Source organism: Curtobacterium sp. MEB011 (genome assembly GCF_030209655.1).
Lineage (GTDB): Bacteria > Actinomycetota > Actinomycetes > Actinomycetales > Microbacteriaceae > Curtobacterium > Curtobacterium poinsettiae.
Genome location: NZ_JARVRN010000011.1, coordinates 230,374 through 250,326, shown reverse-complemented (window position 1 = coordinate 250,326; position 19,953 = coordinate 230,374). Strand labels below are relative to the sequence as shown.

The window sequence follows — 19,953 nt, the reverse complement described above, 5'->3', positions numbered from 1 at the left end:
CACCGGTCGGGCGGCGGAGCCCGTCCGTGCAATAGGCTGACGACCTGACCGTGCCGACGGTGACGTCGGCGATGCACGACCACGATCGAGGCGAGACCTGTGGGATCTGACGAAGCAACGACCTGGGGGCGGGTCGACGAGAACGGGACCGTGTACGTCCGGTACGAAGAGACCGAACGTGCTGTCGGTGAGTACCCGGACGCCACCCCCGAAGAAGCACTCGCCTACTTCGCGCGGAAGTACGCCGACCTCGAGGGGCAGGTGAAGATCGCCGAGCAGCGCGTCCAGCGCGGCGCGTCGGCGAACGACGTCGCCCGGACGGTCGAGCACCTGACGGCCCTGGTGGCCGACGCACGGGTGGTGGGCGACATCAAGTCGCTCGAGACCCGCGTGGGTGTCCTGGCCGAGCAGCTCGGCTCGCTCACCAAGGAGCAGGCAGAGCAGGCGCAGCAGGCCCTGCAGGACGCGCTGGCGCACCGTACCGCCCTGGTGGAGGAAGCCGAGGCACTCGCCGCGGTCGACCCGGCGCGCGCGCAGTGGAAGCAGATCACGGCGCAGCTCGACGACGTGTTCGCACGCTGGCAGCAGCACCAGCACGACGGGCCCCGGATCCCCAAGAACGAGGCGAACGACCTCTGGAAGCGGTTCCGCGCAGCGCGGTCCACCGTCGACCAGCACCGTCGTGCCTTCTACTCCGAGCTGGACGCACAGCACCGTGACGCCCGGACCCGCAAGCAGGAGCTCGTGGCGCAGGCCGAGGCCCTCGCACCCCGCGGCTCCGACGCGATCCCGGACTACCGTCAGCTCCTCGACGACTGGAAGAACGCCGGGCGGGCGGGCAAGCGGCACGACGACGCACTCTGGGCGCGCTTCAAGGCCGCGGGTGACGTGCTGTTCGAGCAGCGCCACGCCGAGAGCGCGGCCGAGAACGAAGAGTTCTCCGCCAACCTCGAAGCGAAGCAGGCCCTGCTGACCGAGGCCGAGCCGCTCCTGCAGGCGACCGACCGGGTCGCCGCGCGCAAGACCCTGACCGGGATCCAGCGCCGGTGGGACGAGATCGGCAAGGTCCCCCGCGCCGATGTCCGTCGTGTCGAGGACCGCCTGCGCGCGATCGAGGACCACGTCCGTGGGCTCGAGGACGCGCACTGGAAGGAATCGAACCCGGAGCGCAAGGCCCGTCAGAACGGTCTCGCGAGCCAGCTCGAGGACGCCATCGGCAAGCTCCAGTCCGAGCTCGCCGCGGCCCAGGCCACCGGTGACGCCCGGAAGATCAAGGACGCGCAGGAAGCCCTCGACGCCCGCAAGATCTGGCTCGACGCCCTGGGCGGCTGAGCCGAAGCACCACCCACGACGCCCCTGCGACCGGAACGGTCACGGGGGCGTCGTCGTGCGGGCCGAGCACAGCGTGCAGGCCGGATCAGCGTGCAGGCTGGATCAGCGTGATCGCGGGGATGGCGGACCCGCGGCTCAGACCGGCGCGGGCAGCCCGAGGAGCAGTCGGATGTCCAGGTCGTCCTGGCGCATCTGCGCGGCGAGCTCGTCCATCGACGAGAACTTCACCATGCCGCGAACGTACGACACGAAGAGCACCGAGATCCGGTCGCCGTACAGGTCGATGTCGACGTCGAGCAGGTGTGCCTCGATCTGCTTGGCCGGCACGCCCTCGAACGTCGGGTTGTTGCCGACCGACACCGCAGCCGGGTAGACCGTGCCGTCGTGGAGCACCCGCGCAGCGTAGACACCGTCGGCGGGGACGAACCCCTCGCACGACGGATCGAGGTTCGCGGTGGGGTACCCCATCGCGCGGCCGCGCTGGTTGCCGTGCACCACGACGCTGCGGACGGCGTGTTCACGCCCGAGGAGCCGTGCGGCCTCGGCGACGCGGCCCTGGCCGAGCAGCTCACGGATCCAGGTGGAGGACACCCGGCGCTCGTCGTCGGGTCGGACGTCGTCGATCAGGTCCACGTCGTCGATGAGCTCGACCGTGAACCCGTGCTGCTCCCCCAGGACACGCAGCAGGGAGACGTCACCGGCGCCCTTCGCGCCGAAGCGGAAGTCACTGCCGACGAACACCAGGCGGGCGTGCAGGGTGTCGACGAGGATCTCGGACACGAACGCCTCGGGCGACTTCGACTGGAGTTCCTGGTCGAAGCGGAGCAGCAGGGTCGCGTCGACCCCGGCGTCCTCGAGCAGTTCGCGGCGTTGCGCGGTGCTCGTCAGGGCCGGCGGGACGTGCGGTGGGTCGATCACATTGAGTGGGTGCCGGTCGAACGTGACCACGGTCGCCACGAGGTCGTGCTCGCGCGCGGCACGCTCCAGGTGCGCGATGACGGCTCGGTGCCCGACGTGCACACCGTCGAACTTGCCGATGGTGACCGCACTCGGCCCGAACCCGTCCGCCACGTCGGCGGTGTCCTCGTAGAACTGCACGGCGGCCCCTACTCGCTCGCCGGGGCAGTGGACGAGGACGCAACCGGTGTCGGCTCGGCGACCGCGGTGCGGTGGTGCTTGCGGAGCCACCAGAGCCCGGCGATCGGGAGCACGAGCGGCGCGAAGGCGTAGCCCATGCCGTAGTACGACCAGATGGTGTCGTCGGGGAACAGCTGACGGTCGAACAGCGACAGGGTGCCGATGACGAGCACCCCGGTCATCTCGAACGCGATCGTGACGCAGGCGACCCGGTACCAGAACCGACCGGGCACGATGAGGGCGATCATCGCGACGATGTACACCACCGCGGCGACGGCGCTGAGCGTGTACGCGAACGGTGCGAACGAGAACTTCTCGATGATCTGCACGACGCTGCGTCCGGTCGCCGCCAGCGCGAGGATGCCGTACACGGCGATGAGGACGCGGCCGATGCCGGTCGCGAGTGAGGATCTGGTCGCCATTGCACCGATTCTACCGACGCGCGGCTGCGCGCATGACCTGCGACGTCAGTTCAGCGCGAACCAGATCTGGTACATCCGGTAGACCATCACCGCGACGGTGAAGGCCCCGGCGCCGAGCACCACGGTGCTCCACTTCGTCCGGTCGATCAGCGCCCACACGACCGCGGCCGGTGGGACGAGCAGCACCGACACCGCGTACACCCCGAACTCGAGTGCGTTGCCGTCGGGCGGGCTGCCCGTCGCCGGCAGCACGATCGAGATGACACCCTGCACCAGGAGCAGCAGCTCGATCAGGACGAGGGCGCCGACGGTGTAGTCGTTCGGCTTCCAGCCGACGAACCCCACGACGACCGCGAAGAGCCCCACCACGACCGCGAGCACCAGTTGCACCCACATGAACCACTCGATCACGCGCGCGCTCCGGTCTGCGAGGAGGACGACGCACCGGGCGCCGGGAAGTTTGTGATGACCCGGAGCAGCCCGCGCCGGACGGACACCAGGCCCACGAGCCGGTCGTCGGAGGCGGTGACCGCTGCCACCGGCCCGTCCGAGTCGGGGTGCTCCGCGGCGACGCGCTTGCCGTCGGTGAGGTCCTTCGCCGACGCGGCATCGAGGGTGACGGAGGAGAACAGTCGACGGGCGATGTCCGCCGGACGTGCGAGCGCGGCGCGGACGTCGACGGCATCGTCCTCGAGGTCGATCGCGTCCTGCACGTCGAACGGTCCGACCCGGGTCCGACGGAGCGCGACGAGGTGTGCGCCGGTGCCGAGCGTCGCGCCGACGTCACGGGCGAGCGCACGGACGTAGGTGCCCGAGGAGCAGGTGACGACGACGTCGAGGTCCACCACGGCGACGTCCGTGCCGTCCACGGTGACGGTCCGGTCGTTGCGGTTCGTGACGTCGAACTGCGAGACGGTCACCGTGCGGGACTTGAGTTCGACCGCCTCACCCTTCCGCGCCAGGTCGTAGGCGCGGCGCCCGTCGACCTTGATCGCACTGACGGTGGACGGGACCTGGTCGATCACACCGCGCTGTTCGGCGACGGCGGCCTCGACGGCGGCCTCCGAGACGTCGGCAGCGGTCACACCGGGAGCCGTGGTGGGCGTGCCGTCGGCGTCGTCGGAGTCCGTCGACACACCGAGCCGGATGGTCGCCGTGTACGTCTTGTCGAGCCCCACCAGGTGCGTGAGCAACCGGGTCGACGGCCCGATGCCGAGCAGGAGCAGCCCGGTGGCCATGGGGTCGAGGGTGCCCGCGTGGCCGACCTTCTTCAGGCCGAGTCGCCGGCGGGCGATGGAGACCACCCGGTGGCTGGAGATCCCCTGCGGTTTGTCGACGAGGAGGATGCCGTCCGGCGCGGTTTCGAGCACCAGGAGAGATTACCAGCGCCGGTCAGCAGGCGTCGTTCCACTCACGGCGGGGGTGCTCGGGATCGGTGACGTCGAGCACCGCGGAGGCCGCGATCTTGACGTCGGCCCGGCGCTCGAGCCGCCCGGCTTCCTGCTCCACCCACAGCGACCAGCGCCACAGGGTGCGGACCCCGGGGGCGAGGAGGCCCCGCCCGTGCACGATCAACACGCCGTCGCCGGCACCGGTCGTGCGGAAGGGCGTGACCAGATCAGCCCGGAGCGTGTCCTGGTCGGCCGACGGCGCAGCGGCCGCCATGGCGGAGACCCCGTGCTGCTCGAACCCGGAGACGAGCGCGGCGGCGACCCGTTCGAGGTCGGTGCCGTCCTGCCCGTCGATGCCGATGACGGTGCGGTTGGTGCCGACCTGCGCGATCGCCTCTGCAGCGATCGCGGCCATCGTGTCGGTCTCTTCGGGTGCCCAGCGTGCCATGCGTCCACCGTAGGCTGTCGTGGTGAACGCGAGTCGGGCCTCCAGACGGAATGTGGACAACCCGACTGCGGGAGCCGGTGTGCAGGAACCGGTCACGCCGGAACGGCCCGACATCGCCACCCCGCTGATCGCGTGGTTCCGGCAGCAGGCGCGGGACCTGCCGTGGCGCCGCCCCGGCTTCCCCGCCTGGGGCACCCTGGTCAGCGAGATCATGCTGCAGCAGACGCAGGTCGCGCGCGTGATCCCCCGTCTGGAGGCGTGGCTCACCCGGTGGCCGACGCCTCGCGACCTCGCGGAATCGCCTCCGTCCGAGGCGGTGCGCGCCTGGGACCGGCTCGGCTACCCGAGACGCGCGCTCGCGCTGCACGCCGCGGCGACCGCGATCGCGACCGACCACGGCAACGTGGTGCCTCGGGACGTCGACGCCCTGCTCGCGCTGCCGGGCATCGGCGACTACACCGCACGGGCCGTCGCGGTCTTCGCCTACGGCGACCGGCACCCGGTCGTCGACGTCAACGTTCGCCGCGTGCTCGCACGGGCGGTCCTCGGCCAGGGCGAACCCGGGCCGGCGAAGGCGAAGCAGGACCTCCCGCTGATGGAATCCGTCCTGCCGGTGGACCGTGACGACGCCGCGGCCACGAACGCCGCCGTGATGGAGCTCGGCGCCCTGGTGTGCGTCTCACGCTCCCCCGCGTGCGACGCCTGCCCGATCGCGGACCGCTGCGCCTGGCGTGCTGCCGGCTACCCGGAGCACGACGGACCGCGGGCACCGCGCCAGGCGAAGTTCGCCGGCAGTGATCGGCAGGTCCGCGGGCTGATCATGGCCGAGCTGCGCTCCAGCGACGTGCCGGTCACCCGGTCCGAGATCGAACCGGTGTGGCCGGACGCAGACCAGCGCGACCGGGCGCTCGCGTCGCTGCTGCGTGACGGTCTCGCCGTCGGCGACGACGCGAGCGGCTACCAGCTGCCCGGGGTCTAGGAACGGGCTTCGGCGGCGCCGTCGTCCTCGGAGTCGTCGTCCTCGTCGTCCTCGTCGCGCTTGTACGGGTCGGCGTCGCCGGCGTACGTCGCGCCGACCGAGGCCGCACGGACCTGCTCGTCGCGCACCTGGGCCTGCACGAGCAGGTCCTCCATGTGCGCCGACGTCTCGGGCAGGGCGTCCGCGATGAACTCCAGCGACGGCGTGAGCCGGGCGGTGATGTTCTTGCCGACCTCGGACCGGAGCATGCCGGTCGCGGCCTTGAGCGCCGCTGCGGAGTCTGCGCGCTCCTCGTCGGTGCCGTAGACGGTGTAGAAGATCGACGCGTGCTGCAGGTCACCGGTCACACGGACGTCGGTGATCGTGACGAACCCGAGTCGCGGGTCCCGCAGACCCTTGTCGAGTCGACGTGCGACGACTTCCTTGATGCGGTCCGCCATCTTGCGTGCGCGCTGCGGATCGGCCATGTGGGTGCCTCCTGAGGCAGTGGCGGGACGCTTCCCGCCGGTGGTCCTGCGTGGGAAAGGGGTCGGGCCCCGGCCTCCCGCGTGGGGAGGCCGGGGCCCAGAGGAGTCACGCGATCAGTCGCGCGGCTTCTCGACGAGTTCGGTCGTCTCGACCTCGTCGCCGATCTGGATGTCGTTGAACTTGCCCAGACCGATACCGGCTTCGAAGTCCGTGCGGACCTCGGTCACGTCGTCCTTGAAGCGACGCAGCGACTCGATGGCCAGGCCATCGGCGACCACGACGCCCTCGCGGATGACGCGCGCCTTGGCGTTGCGCGTGATCGTGCCGGAGCGGACGATGACACCCGCGATGTTGCCGAACTTCGAGGAACGGAACACCTCGCGGATCTCGGCGACGCCCGACTGGACCTCTTCGTACTCGGGCTTGAGCATGCCCTTGAGGGACTGCTCGATGTCGTCGAGTGCGTTGTAGATGACCGAGTAGAAGCGCACGTCGATGCCTTCGCGCGCCGCACGTTCACGGGCCTTGACGTCCGGACGGACGTTGAACCCGATGACGATGGCGTTGTCGATCGTGGCGAGGTCGATGTCCGACTCCGTGATCGCACCGACACCGCGGTGCAGGATGCGGAGCTGGACGCTGTCGTCGACCTCGATGTCCAGGAGCGACTGCTCGAGTGCCTCGACGGCACCGGAGACGTCACCCTTGATGATGAGGTTGAGCGACTCGACCTTGCCCTCTTCGAGCGCACGGGTGAAGTCCTCGAGCGAGATGCGCTTGCGCGACTTCGCCAGCAGGGCGTTGCGCTCGGCCGCTTCACGCTTCTCAGCGATCTGACGGGCCGTGCGGTCTTCTTCCGTGACGAGGAAGGTGTCACCGGCGCGGGGCACCGAGGACAGACCCTGCACCTGGACCGGGCGGCTCGGCGTCGCAGCCTTGACCGCGACCCCGTTCTCGTCCGTCATCGCACGGACACGGCCGTACGCCGTGCCGGCCACGATGGCGTCACCGACGTGGAGCGTGCCGGACTGGATGAGCACCGTGGCGACTGCACCGCGACCCTTGTCGAGTCGGGCTTCGATCGCCACACCACGTGCGTCCTTGTCGGGGTTGGCACGCAGGTCGAGACCGGCGTCCGCGGTGAGCAGCACGGCGTCCAGGAGCTCCTGGATGCCGATGTTCTGCCGCGCCGACACGTCGACGAACATGACGTCGCCGCCGTACTCCTCGGCCACCAGGTTGTACTCGGTGAGCTGCTGGCGGACCTTGGCGGGGTTCGCGCCTTCCTTGTCGATCTTGTTGACCGCGACGACGATCGGCACACCGGCCGACTGCGCGTGGTTCAACGCCTCGATGGTCTGGGGCATGATGCCGTCGTCCGCCGCGACCACGAGGATCGCGATGTCCGTCACCTGGGCACCACGGGCACGCATGGCCGTGAAGGCCTCGTGACCCGGGGTGTCGATGAAGGTGATCGGGCGGTCGATGCCCTCGTGCTGCGCGACGATCTGGTAGGCACCGATGTGCTGAGTGATGCCACCGGCCTCGCCCTCGACGACCTTCGAGTTGCGGATCGCGTCGAGGAGGCGGGTCTTGCCGTGGTCGACGTGACCCATGACGGTGACCACCGGCGGCCGCTGCTGCAGCACGTCGTCGTCTTCGTCCTCGAGTTCTGCTTCGAGGTCGATGTCGAAGCCCTCGAGGAGCTCCTTGTCCTCGTCCTCGGGCGAGACGATCTGGATCTTGTAGCCCAGCTCGTCGCCCAGGACCTCGAACGTGGCCTCGTCCAGCGACTCGGTCGCGGTCGCCATCTCACCGAGGTGGAACAGCACCGTCACGAGGTTGCCGGGCATGGCGTCGATCTTGTCCGCGAAGTCCGAGATGCTCGCACCACGACGGAGTCGGACGACCGTGTTGCCGTCGCCACGAGGGACCTGCACACCGCCGAGCGACGGGGCCTGACGCATCTCGTACTCGGCGCGCTTCGTCCGCTTCGACTTGCGGGCACGGCTCTTGCCGCCACCGCGACCGAACGCACCGGCGGTACCACCACCGGGGCCACGACCACGGCCACCGCCACCGGCGGGACGCGGGCCGCTGAAGGCCGGACGCGGGAAGCCGCCACCGGCACCGCCGCCGGCACCCGGACGTGCACCGGGGCCGCCACGGCCACCACCCTGGCCCGGGCGCTGCCCGAAGCCGTTGGGACGGTTGCCCTGACCGGGACCACCCGGACGCGGAGCACCCGGACGGGGCGTGCCCGGACGCGGGGGCTGCGGACGCGGGATGCCACCGCCACCGGCTGCGCCGGCGGCCGGGCGCTGGCCCATGCCCTGGTTGGAGGAGTACGGGTTGTTGCCGGGGCGCGGCGGGCGCGAGCCCATGCCCTGGTTCGACGAGTACGGGTTGTTGCCCGGACGTGCACCCGGCTTGGGGCCACCCGGCTTCGGACCGGCCGCCGCGGGAGCCTTCGGGCTGCTGCCCGGCTTCACCGCGTCGGACTTCGGTGCCTCGTCGGTCGAGTCGCCGGCCTGCGCGGCGGCCTGCTGCTCAGCGGCCTGCTTCTCGGCACGGGCCTTCTGCGCGGCCTCGGCCTCGGCCTGTCGCTGGGCGACGGACTTCGGTGCGGCCGGTGCCGGCACGTCGGCAGCGGGTGCTGCCGGGGCCTCGGGCTCCGGCGCGGGGGCCGGACGAGCCGGACCCGGACGGGGGCCGCCGGGCTTGGGTGCACTCGACTTCGGCGCGCTGGCCTTGGCGGGTGCGCTCGGCGCGGACGCCGAGTCGGCGGGCTTCGACGCGGGGACGCCGTCTGCCTGCAGGGCGGCACGGAGCTTCCGTGCCACGGGGGGCTCGATGCTCGAGCTGGCACCCCGGACGAACTCGCCGAGCTCCTTGAGCTTTTCGAGTGCGGTCTTGCTGTCGACGCCGAGTTCGCTTGCGATCTCGTGTACGCGTGGTTTAGCCACTGTTCTCCTTCACGGGTCCCACCCCGTGAAGGGGCAGGACTCAATGGATGACGGGTCTCACTTCGAGCCGCTCATCAGTTGTCCATAAGCCGTTCAGCCTGTTCTGTCATGTCCGGGCGCTCGGCCGGTTCCTGTGGGAGACCGACGATGTGGTCGAGCACCGCGGACGTGTCGGGATCGCGATCCAACCGGAGCGCACGGCGGAAAGCCCTGCGCTTGACGGCCAGATCGTAGGCATCGACGGTCGGTGTGAGCCATGCTCCCCGGCCCGGCATGACTGCCTTCGGATCCGCCACGACACGGCCATCGCTCAGGGCGACGACTCGGAGGAGGGAGGATCGGGAAGCGCGACGACGACTGCCGATGCACGTTCTGACGGGAACCACTCTACTCCTTGCCTCGGACGTGCGCGATCCGGCGCGCCCTCGAGGGGCACGCCGGGGGCGAAATCGTCCTAGTCCTCGCCGTCCAGGATGGAGTCCGGCTGGATGTCGATGCGTGCACCGGTGAGCTTCGCGGCGAGGCGGGCGTTCTGGCCTTCCTTGCCGATCGCGAGCGACAGCTGGTAGTCCGGCACGAGTGCGCGGACGGCCTTCGTCGAGGCGTCGAGCACGAACGCGCTCGTCACCTTGGCCGGCGACAGGGCGCTCGCGACGAACGACGCCAGGTCGGACGAGTAGTCGACGATGTCGATCTTCTCGGCACCGAGCTCGTTCGTGACGGACCGGACACGTGCGCCGAGCTCGCCGATGCAGGCGCCCTTCGCGTTGACACCGGGCTCGTTGGCCTTGACGGCGATCTTCGTGCGGTGACCGGCCTCACGGGCGAGGGAGGTGATCTCGACGACGCCGGACGCGATCTCCGGGACCTCGAGCGCGAAGAGCTTCCGGACCAGGCCCGGGTGCGTGCGCGAGACGGTGATCTGCGGACCCTTGTTGCCGCGGGCGACGCTCGTCACGTACACGCGGATGCGGGAGCCGTGCGTGTAGGACTCCCCCGGCACCTGCTCCTCGGGCGGCAGGATCGCCTCGATCGTGCCGAGGTCGACGTGCACCATCTTCGGGTTCGGGCCCTGCTGGACCACGCCGGCGACGATGTCGCCTTCCTTGCCGCGGAACTCGCCGAGGATCTTGTCGTCGCCGATGTCGCGCAGGCGCTGGTTGATGACCTGCTTCGCCGCGAAGGCCGCGATGCGCCCGAAGTCGCTCGGCTGGTCGACGGCTTCACCGATGACGGTGCCCTCGTCGTCGAGCTCGGGGACGTAGACGCTGACCTCGCCGGACTTGCGGTCGAGCTCCACACGCGACTGCGCGTGGGCCGGCTCGCCGTTCTCGTCGGCGTGCTTCTGGTAGGCGGTCAGGATGGCAGATTCGATGATCTGGACGAGCTCGTCGAACGGGATCTCCCGCTCGCGCTCCATGAGTCGCAGGACTGCGAGATCGATCTTCACCGAGGTGCCTCCGTATTCAGATGAGTCGCTCCTGCGGGGTGGAACTGCGCAGAAGTCGGCCACAAGCGTACCCCAGAACCAGACGGCGGACAGGAGGCCCGTGGCGGCGTCGCCACGGGCCTCCCGTCCGCCAGGTGGTCACGTCCAGGTCGTGACACGACGTCGTCTCGCCGAGACGCCGCCAGATGCGCGAGACGCCGCCCGGTTGGGCGGCGTCTCGTCGGATCGGCGGTGTCCAGCGGACACGACGGCGTCGTGTCAGATCGCGCGGACCGCGTCGAGCAGTTCGGCCACCGGCACGTCGCGGCGGTCGCCCGTCGCACGGTCCCACAGCTCGACGACGCCGTCGGCGGCGCCGCGACCCGCGACGACGACGATCGGCATGCCGAGCAGTTCGGCGTCACGGAGCTTCACGCCGGGCGACACCTTCGGGCGGTCGTCGTAGAGCACGTCGAACCGTTCGCCCTCGAGCTCGGCGACGACCGAGGATGCCAGCTCGTAGGCGACCTGGTCGCGACCCGTGGCGACGATGTGCACGTCGAACGGTGCGACGTTCTTCGGCCAGACCAGGCCCTTCTCGTCGTTGTGGGACTCGGCCAGGATCGCGAGGATGCGGGTCACGCCGATGCCGTAGGAGCCCATCGTCACCGTGGCGAGCTTGCCGTTCTCGTCCTGCACCTTGAGGCCGAGCGCCTCGGCGTACTTGCGACCGAGCTGGAAGACGTGCCCGATCTCCATGCCGCGGGCGGTCTCGAGGGGGCCGGAGCCGTCCGGGGACGGGTCGCCGGCGCGGACGTCGGAGACCTCGACGACACCGTCGGCCACGAAGTCGCGGCCGGCGACGAGACCGGAGACGTGCACGCCGCGCTCGTTGGCGCCGGTGATCCAGCTCGTGCCGCCGACCACACGCGGGTCGACGAAGTAGCGGATGCCGGTGGCGCTGTCGGCGCCGAGGACCTGCGGGCCGATGTAGCCCTTCACCAGGCCACGGTGCTTCTTGAAGTCGTCGTCGCCGGCGGCCTCGACCTCGGCCGGGGCGAACGACACCTCGGCACGCTTCAGGTCGACGTCGCGGTCACCGGGCAGGCCGACGACCACGACCTCGCGCGTGCCGTCGAGGTGCGTGAGCGCGAGGACGACGTTCTTCAGCGTGTCGGCCGCGGTCCACGGTGCGCCGTCGCGCGGGGCGACCTGGTTGGCGTGGGCGACGAGGGTGTCGATCGTCGGGGTGTCCGACGCCGGCAGGAGCACGGGTTCGGGCTGGCCCTCGACCGGCAGGGACTCGGGGACCGGGGTGACGTACGCCTCGACGTTGGCCGCGTAACCGCCGGCGCTGCGGACGAAGGTGTCCTCGCCGACGCCGATCGGGTGCAGGAACTCCTCGGACTTGGAGCCGCCCATCGCGCCGGCATCGGCCTTGACGATGACGTAGTCGAGGCCCAGGCGGGCGAAGATCTTCTCGTACGCATCGCGCATGACCTGGTAGCTGCGCTCGAGCCCCTCGTCCGTGAGGTCGAACGAGTACGCGTCCTTCATCGTGAACTCGCGGCCGCGCAGGAGGCCGGCGCGGGGCCGGGCCTCGTCGCGGTACTTGTCCTGGATCTGGAACAGGGTGACCGGCAGGTCCTTGTAGGACGAGTACAGGTCCTTCACCAGGAGCGCGAACATCTCCTCGTGCGTGGGGGCGAGCAGGTAGTCGGACCCCTTGCGGTCCTGCAGGCGGAACATGCCGTCGCCGTACTCGGTCCAGCGGTTCGTCGCCTCGTACGGCTCACGCGGCAGGAGCGCTGGCAGCAGGACCTCCTGCGCACCGGCTGCGACCATCTCGTCGCGGATGATCGCCTCGATCTTGGCGCGCACCCGGAGGCCGAGCGGCAGCCAGGCGAAGATCCCCGGGGACTGGCGACGGACGTACCCGGCGCGGACGAGCAGCTTGTGGCTCGTCACCTCGGCGTCGGAGGGGTCGTCGCGGAGCGTACGGAGGAACAGATGCGAAAGCCGTGTGACCACGGGGCAAGCCTAGTGGCGGCGGGCCGGCGGCGCGGGTTCCCGGCGGTGCCCCCGCCGCTGTGCGCGAGGATCGCCGCTCGGCACGGTGCGAGGTTCGCCGGCTCGTGCGGCACGAGCCGCTCGGTGCGCGCCTGCAGGCTCGCACGGGGCGATCAACCCGGCTGCCGCTCGCGAAGTCCGCACCGTGCCGACGGGACGCACGTCGAGCAGCCGCGCCGGGCCTCCAGGCCGTTCCCCGGTGCGGCAGGCGCGTCGCCGACGTCGCCGGCGTCGCCGGCGTCGCGGAGCAGCGCTGCACGGTGCGGGGTTGATCGGCAGGTGCGGCACCAGCCGCTCCGTGCGCGCCTGCAGGCTCGCACGGGGCGATCAACCCCACACGGAAGCGCGAAGCCCGCACCGTGCAGACCGGCGCCGGCACCAGCACCGCACGACGACGGACCGGAGGCCCGGTGCCAGCTGGCACCGGGCCTCCGGTCGGGATGGTGGTCGCGCCTACGGCGCCATGATCACCTGGGGCGTGCCGGTGGCGGCCGCGGGACCCATCTCGTCCGCGATGCGGTTCGCCTCGTTGATGAGCGTCTGGACGATCTCGGCTTCGGGCACGGTCTTGACGACCTGGCCCTTGACGAAGATCTGCCCCTTGCCGTTGCCGGAGGCGACGCCGAGGTCGGCCTCACGTGCCTCGCCCGGTCCGTTCACGACGCAGCCCATGACGGCCACGCGGAGCGGGACGGTCATGCCCTCGAGCCCCTTCGTGACGTCGTTCGCGAGCTGGTAGACGTCGACCTGGGCGCGGCCACAGCTCGGGCAGGAGACGATCTCGAGCTTGCGCTCGCGCAGGTTGAGCGACTGCAGGATCTGCAGGCCGACCTTGACCTCTTGCGCGGGCGGGGCCGAGAGCGACACGCGGATGGTGTCACCGATGCCCTCGGCCAGCAGGATGCCGAACGCGGTGGCGCTCTTGATGGTGCCCTGGAACTCCGGCCCGGCCTCGGTCACACCGAGGTGCAGCGGCCAGTCACCAGCGGCGGCCAGCTGGCGGTAGGCCTTCACCATGACGATCGGGTCGTTGTGCTTGACCGAGATCTTGAAGTCGTGGAAGTCGTGCTCCTCGAACAGGGAGGCTTCCCACACGGCGGACTCGACGAGCGCCTCGGGGGTGGCCTTGCCGTACTTCTGGAGCAGGCTCGGCTCGAGCGACCCCGCGTTCACACCGATGCGGAGCGAGACGCCGGCGTCCTTGGCAGCCTTGGCGATCGCGCCGACCTGGTCGTCGAACTTGCGGATGTTGCCCGGGTTGACGCGGACCGCCGCGCAGCCGGCGTCGATCGCCTGGAAGACGTACTTCGGCTGGAAGTGGATGTCGGCGATCACGGGGATCTGCGACTTCTTCGCGATGATCGCCAGCGCGTCGGCGTCGTCCTGCGTGGGCACGGCGACCCGGACGATGTCGCAGCCCGACGCCGTGAGCTCGGCGATCTGCTGCAGCGTCGCGTTGATGTTGGTGGTCTGCGTCGTGGTCATCGACTGCACGGACACCGGGGCGTCGCCGCCCACGAGCACCTTGCCGACCCGGATCTGCCGCGACTTGCGACGCGGAGCGAGGGTTTCGGGGGACTTGGGCATACCGAGGTTGACTGCGGGCACGTGAGCACTCTACGCGCTCGGTCTGACCATGCCGGCTCCGGTCCCCGTGGGTCCGTTCAGAGCTCCCTGACCGAGTCCACGACCGTGATGAGCGGGGCGTAGAGCCGCATCACCGCGAGGGCCCGGTCGTGGTCCGCGTCGCTGGCGCCGGCGCAGGCGTCGGCCACGACCGTCACCGTCGCGCCGGCATCCGCCGCCGCCAGCGCGGTCGACAGCACGCAGCAGTCGGTCGACACCCCCGTGAGCACCAGGTGCGGATGGTCGCCGACGACGGCCTGGAGGCCCGTCCCCCACTTGCCGAAGGTCGGTTCCGTGACGACGGGGTCGTTCCGGTCCGCGGCAGCAGACGCGAAGGGCTCGGTGAGCGCGTACAGCGGGTCGGCGTCCGGGAGCAGCGCGAAGGGCCATTCGCGGTAGTACGGCACCCACGCACCCTCGGGCTGGACCGGGGCGACGAAGCGGGTGAAGACCGTGCGACCGGTGAACCGGGGCAGGAGCCGTTCGATGCCGGCGCCGGCGTGGTCGAAGCGCGGTGCCGCCCACGGGTTCTCGCCGGTGAAGACCTGCTGCATGTCGATGACGACGAGCCAGGCGTCGTCGGGGACCTCCGCGCTCATCGCAGGTCGTCCGGGGTGCCGAGTGCTTCTGGGGCGCCGAGTGCTTCCGGGGTGCTCAGTGCTTCCTGACGGCGGATCGACCCACGCGCGAACAGCAGCGTGCCGAGGAACCCGACCAGCAGGGCCACGAGCACGCCGAGGTTCGCGTACGCCCAGGCCCCTCCGCGTCCGCCGAGTCCGAACGGGCCGAGCAGGTAGCCCTGCCAGTTCAGCCACGCGGGGACGCCGTACGTGTTCGTGACCAGACCCCAGCCGAGCACCGTGCCGAGCACGACGAGCGCGATCGGCAGCCACCGGACGTCTCCGTAGCGCCCGCGGCGATCGTCGAGCTCCGCCTCGGCGTAGGCGCGACGACGGAGCAGGACATCGGCGACGAAGATGCCGGCCCACGCGGCGATCGGCACTCCGAGGGTCACGAGGAACGCCTGGAACGGCTTCACGAAGCTCTCCGAGAAGAAGGCGATGTACACGGCGCCGGCGACCATGAACGCGCCGTCGACCCCGGCGGCGACCGGCCGCGGGATCTTCACGCCGGCGCTGAGCAGCGCGAGGCCCGACGAGTAGATGTCGAGGACGGCTCCCCCGACGAGCCCGAGGATCGCCACGATCGCGAACGGGACGAGGAACCAGATCGGCAGGATCGTGGTGAGCGCGCCGATCGGGTCGTCCTGGATCGCCGCGTTCAGGTCCGGCGAGGACCCGGCGAGCAGGACGCCGAAGACCACGAGGATCGCCGGTGCCAGTGCACCACCGAGGGTCGTCCACCCGACGACAGCACCGGTGGACGCGCCCCGCGGCAGGTACCGCGAGTAGTCGGCGGCGGCGTTCACCCAGCCCAGGCCGAACCCGGTCATCACGAGCACGAGCGCCCCGATGACGTTCTGGGTGCTGCCGGACGGCAGGGCACCGAGCGCCGCGAAGTCGATCGTCGGCGCGGCCAGCACGATGTAGACGACGGTCAACACGGCGGTGACGACGGTGATCACGGTCTGCAGGCGCATGATCACGTCGAACCCGGCGATCCCGGCGCCGACCACGAGCGCTGCGACGACGATCAGCGCGACGACCTTCGTCAGCACCCCGCCGTCCCAACCGAGCTCGGTGAAGACCGTCGAGGTCGCCAGGACCGCCAGCGCGGCGAGCGAGGTCTCCCACCCGACGGTGAGGACCCAGCTGAGGAACGAGGGCACCCGGTTGCCGCGGACCCCGAACGCCGCTCGGCTCAGCACCATGGTCGGCGCCGAACCGCGCTTGCCGGCGATCGCGACGATGCCGCACAGCAGGAACGAGAACACCACCCCGATGACCGAGACGATCGTCGCCTGGGCCAGCGAGATACCGAACCCGATGACGAACGACCCGTACGCGATGCCGAGGACGGAGATGTTCGCCGCGAACCACGGCCAGAACAGCCCCCTCGGGGAGCCCTTCCGATCCGACTCGGCGATGACGTCGAGCCCCTGTCGTTCGACGGCGCGAACCTCGGGAGGGTTCGTGGCGGCTGTGCTCATGCGCTGAGCGTAGTGGCTCCGAGCGCTACCCGAACAGGTTCACAGGTCGGACGATGTCGGCGTAGATGAGCAGCGCGCTCATGCCCGCCAGCAGCACCACGACGACCATCGTCAGCGGCATCGTCTTCGCCAGGTCGATGGGCCCCGGGTCGGTCTTGCCGACGAGCTTGAACGACCGTCGTTTGATCGCTTCCCACAGCGCGCCCGCGATGTGCCCGCCGTCGAGCGGCAGCAGCGGCACCATGTTGAGCACGAACAGGCCGATGTTGAGCGAGGCCAGCAGCCCGAGGATCGTGTACGCCTTGTCGACCACGGGGACACCGCTCATCGACGAGACCTCCCCGATCGCACGACCGACACCGACCACCGACACGGGGCTGTCCTGCGACCGCTCCTGCGCACCGAACGCGGCGTTCCACACCGCGACCAGACGCTGCGGCAGGTCGATGATCAGGTGCGCCGACGCGGCGATCTGGGCGCCCGTCGCGGGCAGGACCGCGGCCGGGGACTGCCGCACCAAGGACTGACCGATGCTGACGCCGACCACGCCGACGCGCTGGGTCTTCGTGGTGCCGTCGTCGTTCTTGACGACCTTCCCCTCGGCGTCGTAGACGTCACGGGTGGCGGTCGTCGGGGTGATCTCGAGCGTCTTCCGCGCGCCGTCGCGGTCGACGACCACGGTGACCTGCTCACCCGCGGACTCCTGGAAGACCTGGGAGACGCGCGTGATCGTGGGGTCCTGCTCGCCGTTCACCGAGAGCACGACGTCGCCGGACTCGATGCCGGCCTGCTTCGCCGGGGACACGGCGTCGCCGGGCGAACACTCGGTCGTCCGGCTGTTCGGCAGGACGCAGCCGACACTCGACGTGAAGGTCGTGGTCGGTGCCCCGAACCCGCACAGCAGCACGCCGAACAGCACGATGCCGATCACCAGGTTCATCGCCGGGCCTGCGACCATCACGATGATCCGCTTCCACGGCGTCAGGCGGTAGAAGGCGCGGGAGTCGTCGCCGCCGGAGTCCGCGATCTGCTCGGCGCTGGCCTGACGGGCGTCCTGCACGAACGCGCTGTACATCCCCGTGTTCGTGATCTCGCGGCCCGAAGCGCGCGGCTTGAGCATGCCCACCATCGAGATGTACCCGCCCAGCAGGATCGGGCGGATGCCGTACTCGGTCTCACCCCGCTTGAACGACCACATCGCCTTGCCGAAGCCCAGCGAGTACTGCGTCACCTTGACGTTGAAGAGCTTCGCGAAGGACAGGTGCCCCAGCTCGTGGAGTCCGATCGAGACCAGCAGGCCGATGATGAAGACGACCACGCCGAGGACGAAGAGCAGGACGGATTCGACGGTCACCGGGAAAGAGTACGGGACTGATTCCATGACGGAGCCGAGCGCCGTCTGCGAGGCGAGCTGGGCCTCCAGGCCGGTGCGTCACGTCCGCGGTCTGCCGCCTCCGCGTCGGACGGGAGGCGCGACCCGCGTCAGCGGGTCAGTGCGCGGTCCGCAGCGGTGCGCGCCCACTGCTCCGCAGCGAGCACGCCGTCGAGCGACGGCTCCCCCGCGGTGTGCTCCTCGACGACGCGCTCGACCGTGTCGACGATGTCCAGGAAACCGATCGCGCCGGCGTGGAACGCGGCGACGGCCTGCTCGTTCGCGGCGTTGAACACGGCCGGGAACGTCCCCCCCAGTTCGCCCACCCGCTTCGCGAGGGCAACGGCTCCGAAGGCGTCCTGGTCGAGGGGCTCGAACGTCCACGTGCTCGCGGTCGTCCAGTCGAGCGGGACGCCGACGCCGGGCACGCGGTCCGGCCAGGCCAGGCCGAGCGCGATCGGCAGCCGCATGTCCGGCGGCGATGCCTGGGCGATGGTGGAGCCGTCGACGAACTCGACCATCGAGTGCACGATCGACTGCGCGTGCACGGTGACGTCGATGCGGTCGTACGGCACGCCGAAGAGCAGGTGCGCCTCGATGACCTCGAGCCCCTTGTTCACCAGGGTCGCGGAGTTCGTCGTGACGACGAGTCCCATGTCCCAGGTGGGGTGCGCCAGCGCCTGGGCGGGGGTGACGTCGCGGAGCTGCTCACGGGTGCGCCCGCGGAAGGGACCGCCGCTCGCGGTGAGGACGAGCCGCTGCACCTCGGTGTCGGCGCCGGAACGGAGCGCCTGCGCGATCGCGGAGTGCTCGCTGTCGACGGGCACGATCTGCCCGGGCGACGCGGCCTGCTGCACGAGCGAGCCGCCGACGATCAGGCTCTCCTTGTTGGCGAGGGCCAGTGTGGCACCGCTCTCGAGCGCCGCGAGCGTCGGACCGAGGCCGACGGAGCCCGTGATGCCGTTCAGGACGACGTCGGCCTCGACGCTGCGGACGAGCTGCTCCGAGTCGGCCGCACCGAACGCCGTGTCGCGGACGCCGAACCGGGCGGCCTGCTCGGCGACCAGTGCACGGTTGCTGCCGGCAGTGAGCCCGACGACCTCGAACCGGTCGGGGTTGCGGGCGACGACGTCGAGCGCCTGGGTGCCGATCGAGCCGGTGCTGCCGAGGACGACGATGCGCCGACGCTCCGGACCGGCGCTGCCGACGCGGTCGTCCGTCACGGTCAGCCCTTGGCGAGGATGTCGACGACGAAGACGAGCGTGGCGTTCTTCGGGATGCCCGAGCCCTCCCGCGGGTTGGCGCCGTAGGCGTCCTCCGGCGTGGCGACGATGAGCACCTGCGAGCCGACCTTCTGGCCGACGAGCCCGGTGACGAAGCCCTTGATGAGCGCGCTCTCCGAGACGGTGAAGGTGGTGGGGACGCCCTTCGACCACGAGGAGTCGAACTCCTTGCCGGTGTCGTAGACGACGCCCTTGTACTGCACGAGCGCGGTGTCGCCGTCGGCGATCGCGGCGCCGTCGCCCTGCTTCAGCACCTCGACCGTGGTCTTCGTGGGTGCCTTCACGCCCTTCGGGACCGTGATCTCCGGCTCACCGGAAGCCTTGTCCTTGACCGAGGGCAGTCCCGGGTCCTGGTCCTGCGGGGTGCCGTTCGCCTTGGTCGGGGTCTGCGCGACGACGTCGGCGACCACGACGATCTCGCCGCCGGTGTTGAAGCCGAGTGCGGAGGACTGTCCGACCGCGGCGATCCGGTCGCCGACCTTCGAGCAGGCCAGGAGCGCGCCGAAGCCCTTGCCACCGACGGAGAGCACCTGCGGGTTGCCCTCGTCGAAGCCGACGGTGCCGAGCTTCTTGGCGTCGGACGCCTCGTACACGCTGTAGGAGACCTGCGCGTAGTCGCCCTCGTCGAGGGACGCGCCCTTGCCCTGCACGAGCCGGGTGGCCTGCGGGGTCTTGGCGGACAGACCGGACGCGAACTTCACGGTCGGCGCCTGCGCTCCCCCGAACGCCCCGGTCGCCTTGATCGAGTCGGACGACTTGCCGGGGTCGGGGCACGAGGTGATCGCCGAGGCCGTGGCACTGGCCGACGGGGTCGGCGAGGCCGAGGGCCCGCTCGAACCGGAGCCGGAGCAGGCGGCGAGTCCCAGCACGACGGCGGGGACGATGGCGATCGGGAGCAGGCGGAGACGCTTCACGGGAAC

At 70.5% G+C, this 19,953-nt stretch carries 18 protein-coding genes; 2 read left to right on the top strand and 16 right to left on the bottom strand.

The window, feature by feature from the left end:
- Window positions 1-99 precede the first annotated feature (99 nt).
- Window positions 100-1,332, top strand: coding sequence for a DUF349 domain-containing protein (locus tag QRN30_RS14390; protein ID WP_017887163.1), 1,233 nt, complete (start codon window positions 100-102; stop codon window positions 1,330-1,332).
- 135 nt (window positions 1,333-1,467) lie between these two features.
- Here QRN30_RS14390 and QRN30_RS14385 read toward each other — a convergent pair whose 3' ends face one another.
- From QRN30_RS14385 to QRN30_RS14365, 5 genes are read right to left on the bottom strand one after another with little or no spacing between them, the layout of a single operon-like run.
- Window positions 1,468-2,430: a bifunctional riboflavin kinase/FAD synthetase gene (locus QRN30_RS14385; RefSeq protein ID WP_284761257.1), complete on the bottom strand. Its 963-nt coding sequence runs from the start codon at window positions 2,428-2,430 to the stop codon at window positions 1,468-1,470.
- Window positions 2,431-2,438: 8 nt separating this feature from the next.
- The gene (locus QRN30_RS14380; protein WP_017887161.1) at window positions 2,439-2,891 is read right to left on the bottom strand and encodes a hypothetical protein; all 453 of its coding nucleotides are present in this window, start codon (window positions 2,889-2,891) and stop codon (window positions 2,439-2,441) included.
- Between the two features lie 45 nt (window positions 2,892-2,936).
- Window positions 2,937-3,302 (bottom strand): hypothetical protein, encoded by a 366-nt coding sequence (locus tag QRN30_RS14375; RefSeq protein WP_042540201.1) that lies wholly within the window; start codon window positions 3,300-3,302, stop codon window positions 2,937-2,939.
- The gene (gene truB / locus QRN30_RS14370; protein ID WP_194590524.1) at window positions 3,299-4,261 is read right to left on the bottom strand and encodes a tRNA pseudouridine(55) synthase TruB; all 963 of its coding nucleotides are present in this window, start codon (window positions 4,259-4,261) and stop codon (window positions 3,299-3,301) included. The genes QRN30_RS14375 and truB overlap by 4 nt, the downstream gene beginning before the upstream one ends.
- A gap of 22 nt (window positions 4,262-4,283) precedes the next feature.
- A complete protein-coding gene (locus tag QRN30_RS14365; protein WP_052481889.1) occupies window positions 4,284-4,730 on the bottom strand; it encodes a hypothetical protein in 447 nt (148 codons plus the stop codon).
- Window positions 4,731-4,809: 79 nt separating this feature from the next.
- On the opposite strand from QRN30_RS14365, the gene QRN30_RS14360 reads away from it, so the two are divergent.
- The gene (locus tag QRN30_RS14360) at window positions 4,810-5,709 is read left to right on the top strand and encodes an iron-sulfur binding domain-containing protein (protein ID WP_502869541.1); all 900 of its coding nucleotides are present in this window, start codon (window positions 4,810-4,812) and stop codon (window positions 5,707-5,709) included.
- On the opposite strand, the gene rbfA is transcribed toward QRN30_RS14360, so the two are convergent.
- From rbfA to QRN30_RS14305, 11 genes are all read right to left on the bottom strand, one after another.
- Window positions 5,706-6,176 carry a 30S ribosome-binding factor RbfA gene (gene rbfA, locus QRN30_RS14355; protein WP_042540197.1) on the bottom strand — a complete coding sequence of 157 codons (471 nt, stop codon included), beginning with the start codon at window positions 6,174-6,176 and terminating at the stop codon, window positions 5,706-5,708. The genes QRN30_RS14360 and rbfA overlap by 4 nt on opposite strands.
- A 114-nt stretch (window positions 6,177-6,290) precedes the next feature.
- Window positions 6,291-9,143 (bottom strand): translation initiation factor IF-2, encoded by a 2,853-nt coding sequence (gene infB / locus QRN30_RS14350; protein ID WP_042540195.1) that lies wholly within the window; start codon window positions 9,141-9,143, stop codon window positions 6,291-6,293.
- A gap of 74 nt (window positions 9,144-9,217) precedes the next feature.
- Window positions 9,218-9,529: a YlxR family protein gene (locus QRN30_RS14345; RefSeq protein WP_031259737.1), complete on the bottom strand. Its 312-nt coding sequence runs from the start codon at window positions 9,527-9,529 to the stop codon at window positions 9,218-9,220.
- Window positions 9,530-9,597: 68 nt separating this feature from the next.
- Window positions 9,598-10,593, bottom strand: coding sequence for a transcription termination factor NusA (nusA, locus tag QRN30_RS14340; protein ID WP_031259736.1), 996 nt, complete (start codon window positions 10,591-10,593; stop codon window positions 9,598-9,600).
- Between the two features lie 258 nt (window positions 10,594-10,851).
- On the bottom strand, window positions 10,852-12,603 hold the full coding sequence (locus tag QRN30_RS14335; RefSeq protein WP_284761256.1) for a proline--tRNA ligase: 1,752 nt from the start codon (window positions 12,601-12,603) through the stop codon (window positions 10,852-10,854).
- A gap of 492 nt (window positions 12,604-13,095) precedes the next feature.
- Complete coding sequence (ispG, locus tag QRN30_RS14330) at window positions 13,096-14,250, bottom strand: flavodoxin-dependent (E)-4-hydroxy-3-methylbut-2-enyl-diphosphate synthase (protein WP_171907786.1); 1,155 nt, start codon at window positions 14,248-14,250, stop codon at window positions 13,096-13,098.
- A 56-nt stretch (window positions 14,251-14,306) separates the two neighbouring features.
- The gene (locus QRN30_RS14325) at window positions 14,307-14,867 is read right to left on the bottom strand and encodes a cysteine hydrolase family protein (protein WP_017885726.1); all 561 of its coding nucleotides are present in this window, start codon (window positions 14,865-14,867) and stop codon (window positions 14,307-14,309) included.
- Window positions 14,864-16,378 (bottom strand): purine-cytosine permease family protein, encoded by a 1,515-nt coding sequence (locus QRN30_RS14320; protein WP_284761255.1) that lies wholly within the window; start codon window positions 16,376-16,378, stop codon window positions 14,864-14,866. The genes QRN30_RS14325 and QRN30_RS14320 overlap by 4 nt, the downstream gene beginning before the upstream one ends.
- A 25-nt stretch (window positions 16,379-16,403) precedes the next feature.
- Window positions 16,404-17,732, bottom strand: coding sequence for a M50 family metallopeptidase (locus QRN30_RS14315; RefSeq protein ID WP_284761254.1), 1,329 nt, complete (start codon window positions 17,730-17,732; stop codon window positions 16,404-16,406).
- Between the two features lie 128 nt (window positions 17,733-17,860).
- Complete coding sequence (dxr, locus tag QRN30_RS14310; protein ID WP_284761253.1) at window positions 17,861-18,973, bottom strand: 1-deoxy-D-xylulose-5-phosphate reductoisomerase; 1,113 nt, start codon at window positions 18,971-18,973, stop codon at window positions 17,861-17,863.
- 2 nt (window positions 18,974-18,975) lie between these two features.
- Window positions 18,976-19,947, bottom strand: a complete 972-nt coding sequence (locus tag QRN30_RS14305; protein ID WP_194590519.1) for an FKBP-type peptidyl-prolyl cis-trans isomerase — start codon at window positions 19,945-19,947, stop codon at window positions 18,976-18,978.
- Between the last annotated feature and the right edge of the window lie 6 nt (window positions 19,948-19,953).

Excerpts from the sequence above, each read along its gene's own strand:
- QRN30_RS14380 (WP_017887161.1), bottom strand. The coding sequence starts at position 2,891 with ATGGCGACCAGATCCTCACTCGCGACCGGCATCGGCCGCGTCCTCATC.
- QRN30_RS14365 (WP_052481889.1), bottom strand. The coding sequence starts at position 4,730 with ATGGCACGCTGGGCACCCGAAGAGACCGACACGATGGCCGCGATCGCT.
- rbfA (WP_042540197.1), bottom strand. The coding sequence starts at position 6,176 with ATGGCCGATCCGCAGCGCGCACGCAAGATGGCGGACCGCATCAAGGAA.
- QRN30_RS14325 (WP_017885726.1), bottom strand. The coding sequence starts at position 14,867 with ATGAGCGCGGAGGTCCCCGACGACGCCTGGCTCGTCGTCATCGACATG.
- QRN30_RS14320 (WP_284761255.1), bottom strand. The coding sequence starts at position 16,378 with ATGAGCACAGCCGCCACGAACCCTCCCGAGGTTCGCGCCGTCGAACGA.